Source organism: Mesorhizobium sp. M1312, assembly GCF_040318115.1.
Classification (GTDB): domain Bacteria; phylum Pseudomonadota; class Alphaproteobacteria; order Rhizobiales; family Rhizobiaceae; genus Mesorhizobium.
In genome coordinates, this window is the sequence record NZ_JAMYLQ010000016.1 from 46,041 (window position 1) to 66,173 (window position 20,133).

A 20,133-nucleotide genomic window follows, 5' to 3' on the forward strand; every position below is an offset into this window, starting at 1 on the left:
GCACTCTCGCACTCGGTGGTCTGGTTGCCATGTGGATGTGAGCGTAGCTCTCGTTTCTTCACGCTTTGACCGGACCAGGCCGGGGGTCACCGCGGGGAGTGACGACATTGCTGGCTTTCTGACCTTTGATTTACATGGGATACCGGCGGTGTTTGTCACCGCCTAACCTACTTTTCCGCCAGGCTAGATTCCTCCGCGTGAGGGAAAAATAGCGGTTTAACCGGGTTAGGGATTAAACCCCCTAAACTTTCATTTCCTATGTAACTATCAACGCGCCAGGGCGTGCGCCTTCCAAGGGTTTAGTGCTCTAACGCCCTAGGGTGGCTAAAGATCTAAAGTCTATTCCTTTCACGGACCATGTCGCTGCGGCTGCGGCGCGAAATGGCACGTTCCTCCCCGCGCTCCCGAATTTCCTTGACGATCTGCGAGACACGGCCGGGGGAGACGTTCATCTCCCGCGCGATGTCCTTCTGCTTCATTCGCGCTTTCAGCATTTCACGCACCTTTTCCGCCTGCACGTCGCGCATGGGCTCAGCGCGCCATTTCGCCCGGTCGCCCTCGGTAGAGAACCGTAGACGCATCGACTCGGCAGCCTCGCCGTAGAAGTCGCGACTCTTCTCAAAAGTCAGATCGAAGACGCTCTCGGTTTCGGTGCACACCTCGGGCTGCTTCTTCAGCTTGATAATGGTATCCATCACATCCTCGCGCTTGGACGTCCCGCGCTGCTGGCCGGACTTTCCCGAATGGTGCAGCACGATGATTGTGCGGCCGTGCCATCGGTGGTCAAGAAGCCATGCTTGTACCGGCGCCCAGGACTCGGCATCGTTCTCGATCCCAGAGCGCACCATGGTCGAGAGGGTGTCAATGATCACCAGGTCCGGACGGCACTGTTCGATGATGCGGTCCATTTCCTGACGCCCCTCGGTATCCCCCAGATCGGGCATGGTTTGGCGGTGCAGCAGACAGGTGTCTCGGCTAAGAATGTGAAGCATGCCAGGCGGGCTGGGTCGGAACTTCTTTAATCGACCTTGCACCGACCTCCCCGATAGCTCTCCCTCAACGTAGAGTACGCGGGCACCGCCCGGGCATTTCCAGCCGAGGAGCCCGCGCCCACCTGCAACAGCCTTGGCGATGGCAGCCGCGAGCCAGGTCTTGCCCTCGCCCCTGGGTGCGTAGATCATGGCGAGCCCCGGTAGAGGCAGCCATGGATCCAAGAGCAGGTCTCTCGTCGGGAATTTGAGTTCCATGAATTTGGATTCTTCAAGCGCTAATATTGACTCGGAGGATTTCCGGCCGTTGTCGGCGTCGAGCGCGGCTTGCCAGCAGGCTTCAGGATCATCGCCCTGAAGTACGTCGTTCCAGTCGAGACCTTTCGACGTAGGCATGGCAACGCGAACTGGGCTACCTTCCAACCGCGCCCGCGCCGCGAGGGCTGCGGCAGCCTTACCGCCGGGCGGGTCGTTGTCTGCTGCTATTATGTATCCCGCCGCCTTCGGCAGTCGCAGTTTCTCCATGTTGCCAGCAGACGTTGCTGCCCCGCCCGGAAAGCCACTGATCTGCATCGCGCTAAGAACCGTCTCGATCCCCTCAGCGACAATGAACGGCTTTTTTGGATCAGGTTCACCGAGGACAACTAATCCGCCCCCAACAGTGCCGTACATGCGCCGCGCTTTGCCGTTCTTGCCGACCGCGTTTTTCTTGGCGTCGGCCATCAGATAAGTCACGTGTGCTCCGACGCTCTGGCCGTCCTTGTTGGTGATGGGTGCTATCATGGCAGGAAGGTTCGTGCCGGCGATCGCGGACATTGTCCCTCTGTCGACCAACTTCAACGTCGGGGGTGAGAGCTTTATTCCACGCCCCTGCAAATAGGCCTTCGGACGTTCAGTTGATTTCTCAGCGGCATCCAGCAATTTCCTGGCGGTCCGCTCTGTCCGGTTGGCATCAGTGTTCGCTGGTAGGCGAAGCCGGACCCTATCGCTTGTTTTCGACCAGAGGCCGTGCTGCCGCAGTGCAGCGATCACGTTCTCTTGTGAGCAACCGGCATGGCAGCGGACGACAACACCCTTGCGGCCGTTGCTGACATGCAGTGATGGATTCTGGTCGTCGTGAGCCGGACACCGGCACATTCCTGTCCGCCCGTTGCCGCCGAGCTTGGTGATGATTTCGTTCGCTGTGGTCATCAGAGCGCACCCTTTGTGTCTCGGGCAGAAATGCGCGCCTGCTGCCAGTTTGCGATCTCATGGGCCAACCACACCTTCCGGCGATCAGAAATCCGCACGGGCGCCGGATACCGGCCCCGCCGGATCAATTCAGCTCTCTGAGTTTTCTTAAGCCCGTCTAGGGCCGCGAGTTCAGTTTCGCGTAGGACACGCTGAGGTTGAGAGGACTCGGTCATCGTTGCGTATGCTCCTTTCGGACAAATCCGCTGGGCACCGATTGGCGCTCAGCCGAGGATCACGATGGGGATGCATAAGCGACAGCGAAAGCCAGTAACGGGTGCGGAAAACCGCCAGTCTATTTTTCGCACCTATTGATAGGCTGTAGCGCCTTCTGGGCTAGGGCGCGGGTGCCCTTGATCGGGTGTTGAGCATATGTGGCCTCAAGATATTGAATCAGTTCCTTGCGGCCCTCGATCCATTTCCTTTTGGTCGTTTTCAAAAAGCGCTCGAACCTGCCGGGTTGTTTGTGTTCATGTTCATCAACGGTCAATACGAACAGGTCATAGATTGCGGCTGACGCGAAGTTACGGGTGCCCTTAGCCCTATGCTCTGCGGCCGCCTCGTCGAGCCACTGCGCCAACTGCATTCCCTCGTAGTAAGGAAGATCGCCGCGCGACGGTCTTCCACGACCTCGGGGTGCAGTCTTATTTGTCATGCGGTGGACGGCTTCTACCCCGTGCTTGCCGATGAGCCGGCTCAAACTCTTGAGATCAGCTTCCGACCACACAGGACCGTCGGCGGCGTTAGGTTGATCATCACCCTCGACTTTCGTTGTGATGAGACGTCTGAAAGACGTGGTGATGATAGAACGTTTCAGACTCTTGGGCTCAGACTCCGACCATGCAGGGTCGTCCTGATCATCAGGCCCGACCTTTTTTTTCCGACTCATCCCGAGGCCCTCATCGGCACCACCGCACCAGCTGGCGCGGGGTTCATGCAAAACCGCGACCAATCAGCCATCAAACGCACGCGCTTTTCAAACAGGTCGCCTCGGCGATAGGCACGCTCGACCGCATTGCCGATTGTGTGTGCCAGCGCCTGCTCCACAACGTGGTTGGGATAGCCGGTCAACTCCGCGGCCCAGTCACGGAACGCGGAGCGGAACCCGTGAACGGTAACGTCATTGCCACCCATGCGCTTCAGCACCGCCGCCATCGCCATGTTAGACAGGCCGTTCGCCCGAGGGCCTATGAATATATACGGATTGCCTTTCTCACGCGGAAGCGAATTGAGGATTTCTACTGCGCGACCTGACAGAGGAACACGGTGTTCCTTGCCCGCCTTCATGCGTCCGGCCGGGATTGTCCAGACCAGTCCATCAAGGTCAACTTCGCCCCAAGTTGCGCCTATGACCTCGCCTGTCCGTGCGGCTGTCAGGATCGTGAATTCCAAGGCTTGGGGTGCAACCCCATCCCGCTCGGCCAGCGCTGCCATGAAAGGCGGAAGCGCCAAATACGGCATCGCCGCGTGGTGTTCGACCCGCTGTACCAGGCCCCGTGCAGGTAGCACGTTTTCCAGATGTCCACGCCAGCGGGCAGGATTGTCGCCTTGGCGATAGCCGCGCGTCGTGGCCCAATCCAGCACGCTCTCGATTCGACCGCGAACGCGGTTGGCGGTTTCTGGAATTGCCATCCAAACGCTCTTGCCGTGGCGCTCGGGATGCTCGCGTTCCAAAGCCTTCAGTACAAGGCCCGTATCTACGTCGGCGACCGATACACTGCCGAAGACTGGGAATACGTAGTCCCGCATCGTAGATAGGAATTGTGCCGCGGCCTTGCGGTTCTGCCAGCGCGGTTCGTTCTGTTCGGAATATTGCCGCGCTGCTTTCTCGAACGTAAGGACTTTGGCGGCTTCAACAGCACGAGCTGCCCGCTCAGCCCGCCGCGCATCTATCGGATCTATGCCGTCAGAAATCTTCTGCCTGGCTGCCCGAGCTCGTTCACGCGCTTCCTTCACGCTGAAGTCGTCAAGCGATCCCAGTCCGTGGAACCGCTCTCGCCCATTCAGCTCATACCGGAGCAGCCAACTTTTCGTGCCGGTGCGGCCCACCTGCAAGTAGAGGCCGCGTGCCTCAGGGTCGCGGTAACGGCCGGGCGCATTCAGCTTCGCAATCCGCTTAGAAGTCAGTGCCATTGGTCCTTATGCCTTTGTATCGCGCCCCGTTTCAACCCCCGACTTTGCCAGCGGATATAACCGGGTGCTATCGTCGCTTAGCGACGAAGACATAGGTGGAAATATTCGGTATTACAACGGGTTAGGAATCGCTTAACGGCGGTCTCCAGCACCTACCGAGTTAAACGAAGGCGGCCTCCCTCTCCGCCAGTTGCCGCCTGTCCGACCCGGAGACATGGGTAGCAGATTGTACCTAAGACATGGGTGACAACCTCGTGCCGAACGGGTTGTCGATGGTCTGCAATGTCCTCTGGCCCAGGTCGAAATATCCAAGTTCATAGTGCATGAAGCTCAAGAGCCAAATGCCGTCGTCGAACTCGGTGATGCCGAGCCTTTGACCGCCGAGCACGGTGGTGATCTTCTTCCCGTGCAGGCGCGACAGCAGGCGGTGGTGAACCTGTTCATCTTCGAGACCGGCCTTCCGCTATGTGCGATTGATGAATCTATTTCATGAGGACATGCGCATTTTGCCGCCTACTCGATCGCGGGCGTCGTCGCTATTCTGTTTAGACATTCGCAACACTGCCGCGCATGCCGAGGAATGAGCATCGCCCGGCAGGCCTGCGACAGTTCAGGACGATCAAAGGAGACAGGCATGAACAACCAGATCGGAATCGAGAGCACGGCGGAACCGCAGTCCAGTGTCGGCTTTGGCCGACGTGATCTCCTGAAGCTGACCGGCGCCAGCGTCGCCGCGCTCGGTGCGGCGTCGCTCTTCAACATCCCCTTCGCAAAGGCTCAAGGTATGTCAAACGGCGCCAACAACTTCTACACCAGCGATCGGGTGACGCTCGAAAAGATCGCCTTCAAGAGCCAATACGAGATGAACGTCGCGGGCAATCTGTTCATTCCCAACTACCTCGACCGCAATGCGCGCCATCCGGCGCTCGTCGTGGGGCATCCGATGGGTGCGGTGAAGGAGCAGAGCGCAAATCTTTACGCCACCAAGATGGCCGAACAGGGCTTCGTCTCCATGTCCATCGACCTGCCGTTCTGGGGCGAAAGCGAGGGCGAGGCCCGCCAGATCGTTTCGCCTGACGTCTACGCCGAAGCGTTCAGCGCCGCGGTCGATTTCCTGGGCACGCGGCCATTCGTCGACAGAAACCGCATCGGCGCGATCGGCGTCTGCGGCAGCGGCAGTTTCGTCATTAGCGCGGCCAAGATCGACCCGCGGATGCGCGCCGTCGCGACCGTCAGCATGTACGATATGGGGGCCGCCAACCGCAACGCGCTCAATCATTCGCTGAGCGTCGAGCAGCGCAAGGAGATCATTGCTGCAGCTGCCGAGCAGCGCTGGGCCGAGTTTGAAGGCGGCGCGGTCGAATATACCGGCGGCACTGTGCACGAGCTGACCGCCGACACCCATCCCATCCAGCGGGAGTTCTATGACTTCTACCGCACGCCGCGGGGTGAATTCACGCCCGCAAGCGCAAACCCGCAGATCACCACGCATCCGACGCTGACCAGCAACGTCAAGTTCATGAATTTTTACCCGTTCAACGATATCGAGACGATCTCGCCGCGCCCGATGCTGTTCATCTCGGGCGATCAGGCTCACTCGCGCGAGTTCAGCGAGGAGGCTTACAAACGAGCGGCCGAGCCGAAGGAGCTTGTGTGGGTTTCCGGCGCCGGGCACGTCGATCTCTACGATCGCATCGACCTGATCCCGTTCGACAAGCTGACCAGCTTCTTCAATCAGCACCTCTCCGCGTGAGCGGCGAGATGGAGCCTGCCTGCGCCGGAGGGCGCAGGCTCCATCAGCATAGATCGGAGATACGACGGCATGCTGAGACTATTTGTTATCGCACTCGGAATGGTTGGACCTGCCATGGCTCAAGAGCGCATTCGAATTTCTTCGGATTGGGGCGAGGTCACAGCCGATCTTGCCGATAACGACGCCGCGAAATCTCTGGCGCAGATACTGCCGCTCACGATCGAGATGTCCGACCATCTCCGCCAGGAAAAGACCGGCAACCTGCCTTCCGTCTTGCCCGAACTGGCGCGGCAGCGCGACTTCTCTATCGGCACGCTTGGACTCTGGAGTTCCGATCATTTCGTGATCTACTATCGGAGCGGTCGCGTCCCGGCGCCTGGCATCATCAGGCTCGGGCAGGTCACTGGCGATGTCTCGAACTTCGATCGTCCCGGTTCCGTCACCATCCGCGTTGAACGCACCGACTGAAACCTGCGCAATCCGCTCGTAGGTCGTCGCCGGGGGCGAGCGGAAGATTGAATAGCTGCCGCTAAATGAAGTCTCTGTGTTCGCCTTCGATTTCCGGTATAATCGAGTTCTCGCTATTACAAGGATTCATGAGTGCCGCGGCAGAATGTCAACGATCTGCTCGCGTTCCTGGCTGTTGCTCGGGAGCGTAGCTTTACGCGAGCCGCAGCCCGGTTCGGCATATCGCAATCGGCACTAAGCCACACTATCCGTCAACTCGAAACGCGCCTTGGCGTTCGCCTGCTCACACGCACGACGCGCGCGGTGGCTCCCACAGAGGCCGGAGAGAGGCTTTTGCAGCGGATTGGCCCGCACTTTGACCAAATCGAAGTCGAGGTCGATGCCCTGAACGAATTGAGAGAAAAGCCCGCCGGAACCATCCGGCTCTCAGCGCCTGACTATGCTATCAGCAGCGTCCTTTGGCCCAAGCTGAAACGCTTTCTCCCGAAATATCCCGACATCAAGGTCGAACTCCTGCTCGACAACGGCCTCACCGACATCGTGACGGAGCGCTTTGACGCCGGGGTCCGCATGGGCGAGCAGCTTGCGAAAGACATGATCTCCGCTCGCATCGGACCGGATTTCCGGTTCGCGGTCGTCGGCGAAAAATCCTACTTTGCCGAGCATCCCGCGCCGGAGAAGCCGCAGGATCTCGTGCAGCACGATTGCATCAACTACCGTTTTCCAACGTCCGGGGCTCTTTATGTGTGGGAGTTCGAGGAGAACGGCCGCGAGATCAAAATCCGCGTCGATGGGCAGCTCGTCTTCAACAACATCTTTCATGTCCTGGACGCCGCGCTGGCCGGCCGCGGCCTCGGCTATGTTCCGGAAGAAATTGCCCTTCCTCATATCGCGAAAGGTCGGCTGGCGCGGGTCCTGGAAGGTTGGTCGCCATATTGGGATGGCTACCATCTTTATTATCCGAGCCGCCGGCAATCCTCACCTGCTTTCGTTGCCCTGGTCGATGCGCTGCGCCATCGCGAGTAAAATTCGGCACGACGCGCTCACTTTCGCCGAATCGCCATGGCGGGGGTCGGGATCTGAGGAGCAACCATCATGAGCATAGCGAGCGACGCCCGTTTCTGGGACCGGAGTTCACGGAAATACGCCATGGTGCGATTGCGGATCCGGCCGGATATGAGCGCGCGCTGGACCGGACGCGCGCCCTGTTGGGGCAGCGATCACCCGATCATCCCGAGACATCGATCCGGTTGATAGACCGATTGCACAGCGGGGGATGCGGAGGGCGTATGGGACGGTTGACGTTCGCCTAATCAGGGCAATGTCGGGAGCGGTGTCGACACCAGCTATGTCCGTTATCGCACGTCGCCTCAGCTTTTACCCTTTACATCACCCATGACTGATCTTCCGTCCAGGCGCGACTTGAACGGAAGTGCCCTCAATTCGGTGGGCAGTTCAGGTGGGCACTGACAGCGAGCCTGGTGGATATTTCAAGCAGATCTGCGCCGGCGCCTCGGAGGACCACTCGCCTTCGATTTTGACGAGGTCAACCTCGAGCGTCTCGACCAAGGGCGGTCGCGTACGGTGCGGGCAATCTCGATGATCCGATCCGCGCCTGCCATCATCTCTGGCCGGTGTGCCACGCTGATCCTCGTGATCGCGAGGTCCGTCAAGCTCGCGTTGATGCGTCGTTCATTTTCGACATCGAGATGTGCGGTGCCCTCGTCTAGTACCAGCATCTTCGGTCGCTTGTACAAAGCGCGTGCCAGTAGGACACGTTGCTTCTGGCCGCCGGAAAGAGAACTCCCCATATCGCCGATTAGCGTATTGTATGCCATAGGCATGGCCGAGATCTCATCGTGGATCCGGGCCATCCTGGCGCATTCCACCATATGATCGTGGTCGAACGCGGGATCGAAGAAGCAGATATTGTCGGCGATCGATCCGGACAGGAGCTGGTCGTCCTGCATGACCGCACCGACCTGCTCTCGATAGGTACGAACGCCAATCACATGCAGGGAAATCCCGTCAGCCAGCACCTCGCCAGTGGTGGGCTCCAGAAGGCCCAGGATGACTTTCACCAAGGTAGTCTTGCCACCTCTCGATGGCCCCATGATGGTGACGAAGGCTCCGGGTTCGATGGTTAAACTGACATTCTCCAGGACCAGTGGCTCGGTCTCAGCATAGCGGAAGCAGACGTCACGGAGCTCTATACCGCCCTTGATAAGTCTATCCTGAACGAGGGGGATTTCTTGGCCTCGTTCCGGAGGCGTCAGCGCAATGTCTGCAAGGCGGTCAAGGTGCAGGTTCAGAAGTCGGAACTCGATAGCCTTCTCGACGAGGAGGATCATTTTCTCGCTGAAGTGTCGCTTATACGCCATGAAGGCGAAGAGCATGCCCACCGTTAGGCTGCCCCCCAACACCAACTTGGCCCCGAGAAATACGACAAGAACGTTCTCCAGTCCAAAGATCGTGTCGTTCAGGGTTTTGAAGGTGATCCGCGCCTTTCCAAGGCGCACGTTTGCATTGACGACATCCGCGAAACGATTGAGCCATTGACCCTCACGCTCTTCCTCGCGATTGAAAAGTTTGAGGCTCTGGACCGAGCGCGCCGTCTCGATGAACGTCGAGTTCTCCTGCGCTCTCGTCTGGATCGCAGTCTCGCTGCGGCTGTGCAGAACGGGGTAGAGCGCCAAACGAACTGCCGCATAGAGCACCACCGCACCCACCACAACAAAGGCGAGTAGCGGGCTGTAGACGAAAATCATGACGAGAGTAGCGACTGCCATCAGGCCGTCCACGAAGCCAATGATCAAGCCTTCTGCCATGATGTTGCGGATCGGCTCTAATGAACCGAACCGCGAGAGCACGTCACCTATGTGACGCTTCTCAAAGAACGACAGCGGCAGGCGCACGAGATGGCCGAAGAGTCGGGCACCCATCTGGAAATGCAAAGTGTTCTGCAAAAGCAGCACGATGTGCGAACGAAGGGCTGTAGACAGCACTGATATTGCGGCCAGAAGGCCAAAGCCCAAGGCGAGAACCACGAGAAGGTCTACATCACCACGGGCGATGACTTCGTCTATGGTAAGCTGCATGTAGAACGGAGCAGCGATCACCAGCAGTTCCAACACCACCGAGAGCGCGAGAATTTGTGCGACCGCATGCGGCGCGCCCTGAATGTGGCCCCAGAAGGCCCTGAACGGCAGACGGGTGCGCTCGTCGGCACGCGCGAATCCTTCCGCGGGGGTAATCTCAACGGCAACGCCGCTGAGGTGCGCGGATGCCTCCTCAAACGAGTAGCTTTGGACTCCCGAGGCCGGATCGTGCACGACGAGGCCGCGCCGGGAGACGGACTTTAGAACGACGAAGTGATTAAGGTCCCAGTGCAGGACAGCTGGAAACCGGAGTTGGTTTAGTTGCCCAAGTTCAAGCCGCACTGCCCGGCATGACAGATGCAAATTGGCTGCGAGTTGGATCAGCCCGCGCAGAGTGACGCCTTTCAGGGACACTGGAAACCGTCGCCTGAGCGCGTTCAGGTCCGTCTGGTGCCCATGGTAACAGGCGATCATGGCTAGGCAGGCCAAGCCGCATTCGGCGGCTTCGGCCTGAACTATGACCGGCAGGCGGGACCGGCCACGTAGCGGAATTGCTACCGCACTCATCGACGGGCACTGAGCAAGGGGTCGATGAGCCACGTCATCAGTGACCGCTCCTCGAGAATTATGTCGGCCTTCAACACCATGCCTGGCTGAAGTGGCACCTTCTGGCCATAGGCGTCGATGTCAGGACGATCGAGTGCTGCCGTGACCCGGTAGACAGGCTCCTCGATCGGAAGCGGCACTGCCACGTCCGCCTTTGTCAGTACCGTGTGGGCGACCCGAACCGTGCGCGCCTTGTAGGTGCCGAAACTTTGGTATGGGAAGGCCTCATAGAGAATTCGTACGGGTTGGCCGATACGCACGAAACCGATCGCTCGGGTTGGGACGAACAACTCTGCCTCGAGCACGGCGGTCGGAGGGGCAATCACCATCTGCAGCAGACGCGGGTCTGCTACCTGGCCTTCAGTGGCATACAGGGCGGAAACGCGGCCGGATCGCGGTGCGCGAACGACATAGGAGCGTCGTCCTTCGACCTCGGCGATCTGCTGTTCAAGCGCTTTGAGATTACGCCGAAGCTCCTGGGTGCGCTCAGTGGCACTTATCGGTACCTGATCAAGCGTGTAACGGGTCTCAGTGATCTGGCTCTGGCGCACGGAAATCTGCTGGCGGAGAGCGTTCAGGCTTTGACGTTGCTCGAGTAACGCCTCCTGCCTTCGAACATGCTCGTCCCGAGGCATTAGGCCTTTGGCGCTAAGGTCTGCGGCAGGTTGGATCATCGTCTCGGCAAGCCGGATGCGTTGCTCGTGAATGTCGACCTGGTCTTTCAGGAAGGAAATCTCCGCCTCCTGTCCGCGGATAACCGCTCTCAAGCGATCCGATTCGGTGCGTGCGCGGCGCTCCTCGCCGCTGATTTGATCCTGTATAAGACCGCGCTGGCTCCGCATCGCCCTTAGGACGGCCGCATTCACGTCCTCGCCGCTCCCTGAGATCTGGCCCGTATCGATAGTAAGGAGCGGCTTTCCCTGGTCGACGACGTCACCCTCGCTCACATGGACAGCCCGAATCACACCCGGCTGCGCCGCGAATACCCGCGCCATTCCCTCGGTCGGGGTGAGATAGCCAATGACGGTTTCTTTGCGGGCATATGGCGCGAGGATAAGGAATATAAAAATCGCGCCGACAATTGCCACCCCGCCCCAGGCCATGATCTTGATCGACGGCGGCTGAAGCAGGGCCACGTGGCCCCACTGGCGCTGCGATCTCTGATGTTCGACCGCCTCGGGTCGGAACAGGGCCCGCTCGGGTTTCAACGGCGTCAGCACCTCTTCGGAAAAACTTGTGGGAGGCCCCTCCCGTCAACGACGGGAAGGGCACGTGCTTGGTCCATCTGTGGGAATGCCACGCCGTTGCTCAGCGTTGGAGAACCACGGCGTTACTAAGCGCGTTCACTGAAACGTTCACGTCTTGAACCTCCACTTCGATGTCCCTGACGATGACGGTGACCAACCCCGGCCCCCTATGGATCCCAGCGGAAACCAGGTCCAGTTCGTCGTCGCGAAGTTCGCGTAGCTCGAGTTCGTTATTCATGGTTTTTCTCCTTGGGTATGAGCTGCGGGGGAACACTGAGATTTCCCCGCGACGGACTTGCAAAACCGGTCCAGAGCAAGGAAGTTCCTTCTAGCTTACGAATTATTTTTACTGCGGGGTTTTGACAAATAAGCTCCTTGAATACTTATAATTGCCGAAGGAATAACTTAAACCCACGCGTGTAATAACTTAAACCCACGCGTGTGAGGGAACGTCGAGCAAATCCGCTCAGAACTGTGCCCTGAAGCCCATGTGAGCAACCGGTTCTGCTCTGTTGTGTAGAAGGCGGTTGGTTGGTGGCGCTTCCCGCTCGGTGAGGACTTCAACGTTCACGTGTTTGGAAGGTGGATTCCTGAAGTCACCGTCCGCGAGTCTCTCGGCTGGGCTCCTCGATTTCGGGAGGGGTGTGACCAATCTTCAACCGCTCCGGGTCTATTCGAGTCGTTGCGCGAAGGGCAGCTATTGAGAATTGTCCGAAAGTCGCGAAATGGCGCTAGCTTCACATTGCGGTAGTCAGCTCAGACGGCAAGATTCCACCCTGAGCGGCCCTACGGCTCCGGTAAAGTTTCAGATTTTGACCACTAGCTTCCGGCATAACCAGAGGATCGAGCACAGATGTGGGGTGGCCTTCGAATTTTATTCGATATTGCACCGTGGTTTGTGCTTGCCCTGATTTTTGCAGTTGTGGTCGTACGATTGTTCGCCGCATGCGCCATTGAACGGGCGGGCGGTAGCGGGCGCGGTCGATTATCGGGGCGATAGGGCATTCGCGGACGCCGGAGGCTCCAGCCAGCAGCGTTTCAAGGTTGAGTGCAGATTTCTGGACAATTTCTCGGCCCGAGGGTGAGGTCGGTGAGGTCTGGCCTATGCGTCTGCTAGGGCCGCAACTGCCCAATCCGCCGCCGAAAGCCGAATGAGCTTCTGCGGGGACTTGACCTGAGCGGACACGCCTCGCCTCCGACCATCCTTAATGCCGAAGGGCAGGTCGCGATCTGGGGAGCAACCATCATGAGCATAGCGAGCGACGCCCGTTTCTGGGACCGGAGTTCACGGAAATACGCCATGGGTGCGATTGCGGATCCGGCCGGATACGAGCGCACGCTGGACCGGACCCGCGCCCTGTTGGGACCAGGCGATAGGGTATTGGAACTAGGCTGCGGAACAGGAACAACGGCGCTCCGGCTGGAGGGCGATGTTCAAGATTATCTCGCGACGCATATTTCCGCTGGAATGATCGCGATCGCCAATGAGAAACACGTCGCTGGCCCCGTCCCGACCCTTGTCTTCCGCCCCGCGACCGAAGAAACGCTTGCGCCTGACGCGGCGCAGTTTAACGCGATTCTGGGATTCAACTATCTCCATCTGGTCCGCGACCTCCCTGGCACGCTGCGCCGCATCCACGCCTTGCTTGCAGCGGAGGGCTTGTTCATCTCCAAGACACCCTGCGCCGGGGATATGAACCCACTCATCCGGTTTGCAGTGTTGCCCGCGCTGCGTGCGATCGGCAAGGCGCCCTATGCAGGCGTCTTTCGAGCGGCAGACCTGAGCCGGCATATATCTGCCGCGGCCTTCGATGTTCTTGCGGCTGTAAGCCACGCAACGAAGGGCAACGACAACCTTCCTTACATCGTGGCTCGCAAGAGGACGTGAACGGGCCGAGGCTGCAGCGTATCAGTCAGGCTGTTGTATCGCTGCGAGCTTCCAGTCGCCACCGTTCTGTCGCGTGAAGGTCCACAGTTCGGTTGTTTCCGTCGGCCGATCGGCTTCGCCCGCGACGATCTTGCCGCTGGCGCGATCGCGCATCACGTCGTGAGACTCGTAGCGCAAGGCAGCCGTCGCGTAATCGCGATCGTCTTCCCGCCAGCTCTCCGCAATATCGGCCTCCAACAGGCTGATATTCGACACCTCGTTCCTGACGCCGTTTTTGGCATTATCGGCAAGTTCTTCGGACAGGTAGGACACCATCTCGGGGGTCGCCAGCCGGCGCAAGCCAGCATGATCTTCGCGCCCGAATGCTTCCTGAACCTCCGTCAACCGCTGCTGGAATATGTCGAGGTCGGCCTGCGTCATTGTAATTTCATCGGAGGCTTGAGCTGTCCGGCCAAATCCGGACCCGATGCCTGGAATGGGGAAAGACGAGACGTTGTCCGCCTCCGGCTGGGCTGCCGCGTTTCGCCCAAAGTTCCCCATGCTCCGCGGAACACCGGCCATGGCGGGCGCTTGGCTGCGTGCCGATTGCGACCGGAAAAAGCGGATGATCAGCATGATCGCGCCGCCGATCAGCAGCCCTTGAAGCAGCAGGCCTAGTATGCCAGCCAAGCCGCCGAACCCCTGGCCCAAAAGAAGTCCGATCAGACCGCCGAGCAGCAAGCCGCGCATCATCGAACCGCCGAGGCCATTGAAGAGCCCTGGCCGTTGGGGTGCCTGCGTCTGGCGGGCCGCGTTGTTCGTTACGGTATTGGGGTTCGTTGCGGTATTGGGCGTCATCGAGCGCTCGACCGGCGCGGCCGGCTGTGGCGCCGTTCTGGTCGGCGGGACCGACTGGAAAGTGCGCGTGCCGCGGCTGCCGAAGCTGCCGCCACGGCGCGCCTCAGCGTAATCGGCCGCAACCAGCGAAAATGCCAGGAACAGTCCTGCAAACAAAACTGCAAACCGGGTCGAACGCGAAACCATAATAGCGAATCCCTAAGGCGACACTCTTCCCGCTTATATAGTGTGCGCCGATTGGAAATATCAGTGACCCGCATCTTTTGCGTTCAGCCATCGAGGCGAATTCCAGGACCGCCTCCACGCCAAACACGGCAGCTGACCGTGATCCTTCTGCCAAATTGTGCGTTGTTGCCTGAGGCACACCGAGGAGACGAACGGTGTTTGCAGGTTTCAAAGCCACCAGCTTGCAACTGGACGACACGACCATTTTCGCAAGGGTCGGCGGGGCGGGTCCGCCGCTGCTGCTGCTCCATGGTTTTCCCGAAACGCATCTGATGTGGAGGGACATCGCCATGGCCTTGGCGCCCCGCTTCACGGTGATCGCCGCCGATCTTCGAGGCTATGGGCAAAGCGGCTGCCCGATCTCGTCTGCCGATCATAGCCCATACGCCAAGCGCGCCATGGCCGGCGACATGGTTCAAGTCATGAAGCAGCTGGGGTTTGAGCGGTTCATGGTTGCTGGACATGATCGTGGCGGCCGGGTCGCCTATCGTCTGGCACTCGACCATCCCGATGAAATCTCCAAAGTCGCCGTCCTCGACGTGATCCCCACCGCCGCCGCGTGGGATAGGGCGGACGCCAGGCTGGCTCTCGCCTTCTGGCCCTGGAGCCTTCTCGCACAACCGGAGCCTCTGCCGGAGCGACTGATAGGCGCGGCGCCCGATGCCATCGTTGACAATGCGATTGTGCAGTGGGGGTCGCGGGCAGAAATGTTTTCTGCGGAGGTCAGGGACGCCTATGTCGAGGCGCTGCGCGATCCCGTTCATATCCATGCGATTTGCGAAGAGTATCGGGCCGCTGCCACGATCGATCGTGAACATGGCGCGGCGGACCAGGCAAGCGGTCGTCGCATTGGGTGTCCGCTGCTGGCACTGTGGAGTAGCGAAGGCGGCCTCGAGACCTGGTATGCGGAGGAAGGCGGACCGCTGGCTATTTGGAGGAAATGGGCCGACAGAGTTGAAGGAACACCCGTTCCAGGCGGGCACTTCTTTCCAGAAGAGCACCCAGACCAGACCGCAGCGGCTCTCTCGGAATTCTTCGATGATGATAGGGGGAATGACGTCTAGGGCAGAGTGTTGTAGAGCTTCACATGCTTCAACTATGCAGAACCTCGGGAACGTTTGGCGGCCCGGGATCGAGGATCTCAGGTATTCGTCCGTCCGGCGTCAAATCTGCTTGATAAGAAAATGAAAGCCATCTCTACAGCAACGCCTTTAATATGCGGCCTCGTCCTTGTCGGAGGTTGCGCATCGCCGTTCCACGCATCCTTTGATGCCGCGATGAGTTGCGTCGAACTCAACGTGGCCATGGGCGAAGTCGCCAAGGAGATGTCGGCAACAGCGATCACTCGTGGCAAAGTCGCGAAAACCAATATTCCGGATTGGCTGTGGGGAGCCCGGCGTGTCGCCTCTACCGTCACTGCCCGCCAGAGCGCAAAAATCGAGCAGCTGCGGCAGCAGGAGGCTGCGATCGCAGCGGCGAGACGAAGCAAGTGCTAATTGCGGCGCCGGAGTGAGCCTGCAAGCCGAAGGCAGAAAAATGATCAGTTTCGCAGGATAGAGCCGAGGCTCGACGGCTCCATGAATCGATCACCCTCACAGTCACGACCTCAGTCTTGACGACACGGCCAAGCCGAGGAAAACGATAACGGCCTAGTTGAGGCGCAGGATGTCCGCGTCGTCCAACCGCCCGATATGCGCGCCGATCTTGGACTTCGGGACCGTGGTGATCTTGTCCACCATCAGACGGCGAGCAGCCCGTTGCGCTCGCTCGGTTCGACGGCCAGACGGAACAATGGCGCGTCCGTCTCGTCGGTCGTGAAGCCGCAGATGGTGATCGAATCCGTCGCATCGAAACTGTCATCCTGGATGATGACGATAGGACGCGGTTTGCCGGCGTAATCCTTGCCGCCGGTGACCGTCCAGATATCGCCACGCTTCATTCATCACCCCAATTCCGATATCGCGTCCCAATCGGAAATCATGTCAATGAACGCCTGATCCTCGCTTGCATGGGCGCTTGCCGCGACATCAGCGACTGGCGGTGCGCTTCCGAACGGAAGGCCGGCGCACGCACGTCCGGCACCCAAATCTGTATTGGACGCTGACCTTGCCGGCGCAGACGCTCACGATGTTCCCGCACCTTCATGCCCGAGGACTTAGGCTTCGATGCCGAGGCCATGACGATTCTCCCGCGAATAGTTACTTGTAACCTATTGCAGAGGGCAAGCTTGACCAATCTCTTCGCCGGAAGACCGCCGCGGGCACGATCGTCTTGAGGTTGGCCCCGTCGTAGCCGGAATCATAAAGTTAACTCATTTCCATCGCCAGCCTGGGACCCTTCTGCACAGGAATTTGCCGTTCATGCGGCGGGTGAACTGTTGAAAGGCCGCCGGTCTGTCGTAGATTTGCCAAGTGCGAACCACGGCGAGGATGCCATGAAGAAGGAAGAGCTGGAAACGATCCTTGGCCGTGACAGGCCCGGCTTCGATTTGGGTCCGATAGAAGATCAACTGCATGCCGTGGCTAGCGAACAGCAATTGCCGGACGTCGCAATCATTCACTGCATCGCAAGGATTGAAGAATCCGCTCCCGCGCTGCGGGCGGTCCTCACAAGAGCGGCCGAAGGAGAGCATCTGTCGCAGGATGATGAGATGCTACTCTTGCGAGGCATTTACATCCTGGGCGGTGCTCGCGACAGTGAAGCGTTCCGACCCTTGCTGCGCCTGCTGCGCCGCCCGGAACACGAGCTCGATGATCTGCTCGGCGATGCCGTGACCGAGAGCATGGCGCGTGTCGTCGCCGGCGTGTTCGATGGCGACGCCGACGCTTTGTTCAGCTTGATCAGCGACCGCTCTGTCGATCAATTCGTCCGCGATACAGTTTTGGGCGCAGCGGCCTTCCTGACCTGGGAAGGCCGCATCGAGCTTGACCGGATGCGAGATTTTCTCGAACGATTCCACACCGAGAGGCTGGCCGATGACGACGATTTTGCCTGGATCGGCTGGCTGGAGGCAATCGCCCGGCTTGGCTTGCGCAATCTGGCATCGCTTGTTCACAGCGCATGGCACGACGGCCGCGTCCCAATGGGCATGCTTGAACTCAGTGATTTCGAAGACGATCTCCTGGCAGCCGAGCAAAACCCGAACGATATCGACCGATTCAAGCGCGCCGGTCTCGGCTATATCGACGATGTGCTTGAAGCGTTGGAATGGACCAGCCACCTTGAGTATTTTGGCGAGGAAGACTGGCAATCGCCCTTGCCGGAACAGACTTGGCTCGACGAGCTGAAGAGCCTGACAGCGCCGGTCACAAACCCTTGGCGCCATGTCGGTCGGAATGATCCGTGTCCCTGTGGAAGCGGCAAGAAAGCGAAGAAATGCTGTCTCGCAAACTGACCTGCTGCAGCACCGCGGATTTGATCTTTGGCTGTCTCAGACCGACACCCCGGATTGGTGCGCAGCGATTGCGCCGAGGAAGATCTCGCCGAATTCCCTGAGTTTTGCGGCGCCGACGCCGTTGACTGCGGCGAAGGCATCGAGGTCGCGCGGGCAGCGTTCCGCCATATCGATCAGCGTGCGATCGGAGAAGATCACGAAGGCCGGCACCTGGCGCTCCCGAGCGAGACGCAGCCGTACCGCTTTGAGCGCGGCCAAGAGCGTGGCATCCAAGTCCTCCGTACCTGCGGCAGCATCCGGAGTGCGACGTGTCTTGCCACGCGATGCGCGGTGCCGCACCTCTACGCGATACCGGAACGGGACCTCGCCGCGGGCCAGCTCACCGCCCTTTTCGGCGATGGCGAAGCCGCCATGGCCGCCTGAGTCCAATTCAGAAACCCTCCCGCGACGAGCTGGCGGATCAGCGACAGCCACACCTCCTTCTTGTGCGCCACACCGGTCCCGAAGCTCGCAAGCCTGTGGTGGTTCCTCGCCAGGACCTTCTCGGTCTCATGGCCGAGCAGGACATCGATGACATGGGCAGCACCAAAGCGCTCGCCGGTCTGCGCGATGGTCGCGAGGATGATCCGCGCCTCCGCTTCGCCATCCGCATGCGGCGTCTGGTCAAGGCAGTTGTCGCAATTGCCGCAAGGCATTGCTGTTTCGCCGAAATAACCAAGCAGGATCTGGCGGCGGCACTGGGCCGTTTCGCAATAGCCGATCAGGGTATCGAGCCGGCCGTGCGCGCGCCTTTTATGCTCCGCCGGCGCGTCCTCGTCGTCGATGAAAAGCCGCCGCATGCGGATATCGCCGAGACCGAAGAGCATGTGTGCCTCGGCAGCTCGCCCGTCGCGGCCGGCGCGCCCGATTTCCTGATAATAGGATTCGAGGCTGCCCGGCAGGTCGGTGTGGAAGACATAGGCGACGTCAGGCTTGTCGATCCCCATGCCGAAGGCGATGGTCGCCACCATCACGACGCCGGACAAGGTCATGAAAGCGTTTTGATTTGCTTCACGCGCGTCCTTGCTCATGCCGGCATGATAGGCCAGCGCGCGCACACCGTTCTTCTCGAGGAATGCCGCCGTCTCTTCCGTCTTCTTGCGCGACAGGCAATAGACGATACCGCTGCGGCCGGCGTGGCGCTGCACGAAGCCCAGCAATTGGCGCTTGCTGTCCTGCTTGGCCTCGATGCCGAGCTTGATGTTCGGCCGGTCGAAACCCAGCACCAGGGTTTCGACGCGCCCTGCGAACAGCTGTGCGGCGATGTCGCTGCGCGTCGCCTCGTCCGCTGTCGCCGTCAGCGCAATGATCGGCACATCAGGGAAAATGTCGCGCAGCCGCGACAACTCTTCATATTCGCGGCGGAACGCCGGGCCCCATTGGGAGATACAATGCGCCTCGTCGACAGCGATCAGCCGGATGTCGAGCCTGGCCAGCGCCTCAAGCATCCGCGCGGTCATGAGCCGCTCCGGCGCCAGGTAAAGCAGGCGGGTTTGGCCCGCCGCAACGCGGCGCCATGCGGCGACATTGGCATCGCGGTCGAGTGAGGAATTGATCGTATCGGCGGCCACACCGGCAAGACGCAATGCGGCGACCTGGTCCTGCATCAGCGCCACAAGCGGCGAAACGACAATGGTGAGCCCGCCCAGGACCAGCGCCGGGACCTGGTAGCAGAGCGATTTGCCAGCGCCAGTCGGCATGACAGCCAGCACATGATGCCCGGCCAGCAGCGCCTCCGTCACCGCGTCCTGGCCGGGACGAAAATCGTCGAAGCCGAACACGTCCTTCAAGACGCGCCGCTTGGAATCCTCCGTCGGGACGCTCGCCGCCGATATCTGCATCAGGGAATTTCTATGATCGGCGCCGCCTGAAGAGGCAGTGTCGGCACGGCTGGGAACAGCGGCGACGTGACCTGCCAAAGCTCCCCCGCGAATCTCCATGTGACTGCCTTGACCGCGGATTCGAATGCTCGATCACCCCTCAAATCCGTCTCCGTCGGTGCTGTCTGAAAGACTATCTCCCTCATTGGCTGATATGGGATCGTGATTCCAGCCCCTATTCGCTTTGGCTGTGAATATCGCGCCGGCTCTGGCCGGTTAATCCTATCTTCACCATAATTCGGCAGATTCAGGTTCTGCGGTGATGTTTTGAGTACCGCGGCGCCACAAGCGCCCAGGCAACACGCCCGCGTCTCTCCGGAGGCGCGGGCTTTTCGTTCGCGAAGAT

The 20,133-nt window shown here is 59.9% G+C and carries 18 protein-coding genes and 3 pseudogenes; 8 read left to right on the top strand and 13 right to left on the bottom strand.

Translation table 11 applies throughout. The features are described 5' to 3' along the window. Positions 1-332 precede the first annotated feature (332 nt). From NKH36_RS19175 to NKH36_RS34865, 5 genes and pseudogenes are all read right to left on the bottom strand, one after another. The gene (locus NKH36_RS19175; RefSeq protein WP_352958105.1) at positions 333-2,180 is read right to left on the bottom strand and encodes an AAA family ATPase; all 1,848 of its coding nucleotides are present in this window, start codon (positions 2,178-2,180) and stop codon (positions 333-335) included. Further along, positions 2,180-2,395: a helix-turn-helix transcriptional regulator gene (locus tag NKH36_RS19180; RefSeq protein WP_352958104.1), complete on the bottom strand. Its 216-nt coding sequence runs from the start codon at positions 2,393-2,395 to the stop codon at positions 2,180-2,182. Before NKH36_RS19180 ends, NKH36_RS19175 begins: the two co-directional genes overlap by 1 nt. Positions 2,396-2,514: 119 nt before the next feature. Further along, on the bottom strand, positions 2,515-3,108 hold the full coding sequence (locus NKH36_RS19185) for an alpha/beta hydrolase (RefSeq protein ID WP_352958103.1): 594 nt from the start codon (positions 3,106-3,108) through the stop codon (positions 2,515-2,517). Beyond that, complete coding sequence (locus tag NKH36_RS19190; RefSeq protein WP_352958102.1) at positions 3,105-4,352, bottom strand: tyrosine-type recombinase/integrase; 1,248 nt, start codon at positions 4,350-4,352, stop codon at positions 3,105-3,107. Before NKH36_RS19190 ends, NKH36_RS19185 begins: the two co-directional genes overlap by 4 nt. A gap of 232 nt (positions 4,353-4,584) precedes the next feature. Next, positions 4,585-4,749: pseudogene (locus NKH36_RS34865) on the bottom strand (transposase); the annotation flags it as partial. Here NKH36_RS34865 and NKH36_RS19195 point away from each other — a divergent pair. From NKH36_RS19195 to NKH36_RS19210, 4 genes are all read left to right on the top strand, one after another. Then, complete coding sequence (locus NKH36_RS19195) at positions 4,672-4,845, top strand: hypothetical protein (protein ID WP_352958101.1); 174 nt, start codon at positions 4,672-4,674, stop codon at positions 4,843-4,845. The pseudogene NKH36_RS34865 and the gene NKH36_RS19195 sit on opposite strands and share 78 nt — an antisense overlap. A gap of 141 nt (positions 4,846-4,986) precedes the next feature. Then, entirely contained in the window at positions 4,987-6,105 is a 1,119-nt protein-coding gene (locus NKH36_RS19200) for an alpha/beta hydrolase (RefSeq protein WP_352958100.1), read from the top strand. 69 nt (positions 6,106-6,174) lie between these two features. Beyond that, positions 6,175-6,573 carry a cyclophilin-like fold protein gene (locus NKH36_RS19205; protein WP_352958099.1) on the top strand — a complete coding sequence of 133 codons (399 nt, stop codon included), beginning with the start codon at positions 6,175-6,177 and terminating at the stop codon, positions 6,571-6,573. Between the two features lie 132 nt (positions 6,574-6,705). Beyond that, complete coding sequence (locus NKH36_RS19210) at positions 6,706-7,599, top strand: LysR family transcriptional regulator (RefSeq protein ID WP_352958098.1); 894 nt, start codon at positions 6,706-6,708, stop codon at positions 7,597-7,599. A 464-nt stretch (positions 7,600-8,063) separates the two neighbouring features. Here the strand turns inward: NKH36_RS19210 and NKH36_RS19215 are convergent, their stop codons facing one another. The 3 genes from NKH36_RS19215 to NKH36_RS19225 form a co-directional block, all read right to left on the bottom strand. After that, positions 8,064-10,238 carry a peptidase domain-containing ABC transporter gene (locus NKH36_RS19215; RefSeq protein WP_352958097.1) on the bottom strand — a complete coding sequence of 725 codons (2,175 nt, stop codon included), beginning with the start codon at positions 10,236-10,238 and terminating at the stop codon, positions 8,064-8,066. Further along, the gene (locus NKH36_RS19220; protein ID WP_352958096.1) at positions 10,235-11,485 is read right to left on the bottom strand and encodes a beta-barrel domain-containing protein; all 1,251 of its coding nucleotides are present in this window, start codon (positions 11,483-11,485) and stop codon (positions 10,235-10,237) included. Before NKH36_RS19220 ends, NKH36_RS19215 begins: the two co-directional genes overlap by 4 nt. A gap of 100 nt (positions 11,486-11,585) precedes the next feature. After that, a complete protein-coding gene (locus NKH36_RS19225) occupies positions 11,586-11,762 on the bottom strand; it encodes a hypothetical protein (protein WP_352958095.1) in 177 nt (58 codons plus the stop codon). A 1,008-nt stretch (positions 11,763-12,770) separates the two neighbouring features. On the opposite strand from NKH36_RS19225, the gene NKH36_RS19230 reads away from it, so the two are divergent. Next, positions 12,771-13,412, top strand: a complete 642-nt coding sequence (locus NKH36_RS19230) for a class I SAM-dependent methyltransferase (protein WP_352958094.1) — start codon at positions 12,771-12,773, stop codon at positions 13,410-13,412. A 21-nt stretch (positions 13,413-13,433) separates the two neighbouring features. Here NKH36_RS19230 and NKH36_RS19235 read toward each other — a convergent pair whose 3' ends face one another. Next, positions 13,434-14,435, bottom strand: coding sequence for a Tim44 domain-containing protein (locus NKH36_RS19235; protein WP_352958093.1), 1,002 nt, complete (start codon positions 14,433-14,435; stop codon positions 13,434-13,436). Positions 14,436-14,629: 194 nt separating this feature from the next. Here NKH36_RS19235 and NKH36_RS19240 point away from each other — a divergent pair, with 194 nt between their 5' ends. Next, positions 14,630-15,538 (top strand): alpha/beta fold hydrolase, encoded by a 909-nt coding sequence (locus tag NKH36_RS19240; protein WP_352958092.1) that lies wholly within the window; start codon positions 14,630-14,632, stop codon positions 15,536-15,538. Between the two features lie 120 nt (positions 15,539-15,658). Next, complete coding sequence (locus NKH36_RS19245; RefSeq protein ID WP_352958091.1) at positions 15,659-15,970, top strand: hypothetical protein; 312 nt, start codon at positions 15,659-15,661, stop codon at positions 15,968-15,970. Between the two features lie 153 nt (positions 15,971-16,123). On the opposite strand, the pseudogene NKH36_RS19250 reads toward NKH36_RS19245, so the two are convergent. The 3 genes and pseudogenes from NKH36_RS19250 to NKH36_RS19260 form a co-directional block, all read right to left on the bottom strand. Beyond that, positions 16,124-16,413: pseudogene (locus tag NKH36_RS19250) on the bottom strand (type II toxin-antitoxin system PemK/MazF family toxin). A 38-nt stretch (positions 16,414-16,451) separates the two neighbouring features. Then, complete coding sequence (locus tag NKH36_RS19255; RefSeq protein WP_352963909.1) at positions 16,452-16,652, bottom strand: antitoxin MazE family protein; 201 nt, start codon at positions 16,650-16,652, stop codon at positions 16,452-16,454. Positions 16,653-16,785: 133 nt separating this feature from the next. Further along, positions 16,786-17,106 carry a hypothetical protein gene (locus NKH36_RS19260; protein ID WP_352958168.1) on the bottom strand — a complete coding sequence of 107 codons (321 nt, stop codon included), beginning with the start codon at positions 17,104-17,106 and terminating at the stop codon, positions 16,786-16,788. Here NKH36_RS19260 and NKH36_RS19265 point away from each other — a divergent pair. Then, a complete protein-coding gene (locus tag NKH36_RS19265; RefSeq protein ID WP_352958164.1) occupies positions 16,993-17,868 on the top strand; it encodes a DUF1186 domain-containing protein in 876 nt (291 codons plus the stop codon). The genes NKH36_RS19260 and NKH36_RS19265 overlap by 114 nt on opposite strands. A 36-nt stretch (positions 17,869-17,904) precedes the next feature. Here NKH36_RS19265 and recQ read toward each other — a convergent pair. Further along, positions 17,905-19,748, bottom strand: a pseudogene (gene recQ / locus NKH36_RS19270) (DNA helicase RecQ). Positions 19,749-20,133: the final 385 nt, after the last annotated feature.

Coding starts and splice junctions, on each gene's coding strand:
- NKH36_RS19200 (WP_352958100.1), top strand. CDS start 4,987: ATGAACAACCAGATCGGAATCGAGAGCACGGCGGAACCGCAGTCCAGT.
- NKH36_RS19260 (WP_352958168.1), bottom strand. CDS start 17,106: ATGCTCTCCTTCGGCCGCTCTTGTGAGGACCGCCCGCAGCGCGGGAGC.
- NKH36_RS19180 (WP_352958104.1), bottom strand. CDS start 2,395: ATGACCGAGTCCTCTCAACCTCAGCGTGTCCTACGCGAAACTGAACTC.
- NKH36_RS19245 (WP_352958091.1), top strand. CDS start 15,659: ATGAAAGCCATCTCTACAGCAACGCCTTTAATATGCGGCCTCGTCCTT.
- NKH36_RS19215 (WP_352958097.1), bottom strand. CDS start 10,238: ATGAGTGCGGTAGCAATTCCGCTACGTGGCCGGTCCCGCCTGCCGGTC.
- NKH36_RS19205 (WP_352958099.1), top strand. CDS start 6,175: ATGCTGAGACTATTTGTTATCGCACTCGGAATGGTTGGACCTGCCATG.
- NKH36_RS19230 (WP_352958094.1), top strand. CDS start 12,771: ATGAGCATAGCGAGCGACGCCCGTTTCTGGGACCGGAGTTCACGGAAA.
- NKH36_RS19255 (WP_352963909.1), bottom strand. CDS start 16,652: ATGGCCTCGGCATCGAAGCCTAAGTCCTCGGGCATGAAGGTGCGGGAA.
- NKH36_RS19235 (WP_352958093.1), bottom strand. CDS start 14,435: ATGGTTTCGCGTTCGACCCGGTTTGCAGTTTTGTTTGCAGGACTGTTC.
- NKH36_RS19190 (WP_352958102.1), bottom strand. CDS start 4,352: ATGGCACTGACTTCTAAGCGGATTGCGAAGCTGAATGCGCCCGGCCGT.
- NKH36_RS19185 (WP_352958103.1), bottom strand. CDS start 3,108: ATGAGTCGGAAAAAAAAGGTCGGGCCTGATGATCAGGACGACCCTGCA.
- NKH36_RS19225 (WP_352958095.1), bottom strand. CDS start 11,762: ATGAATAACGAACTCGAGCTACGCGAACTTCGCGACGACGAACTGGAC.
- NKH36_RS19175 (WP_352958105.1), bottom strand. CDS start 2,180: ATGACCACAGCGAACGAAATCATCACCAAGCTCGGCGGCAACGGGCGG.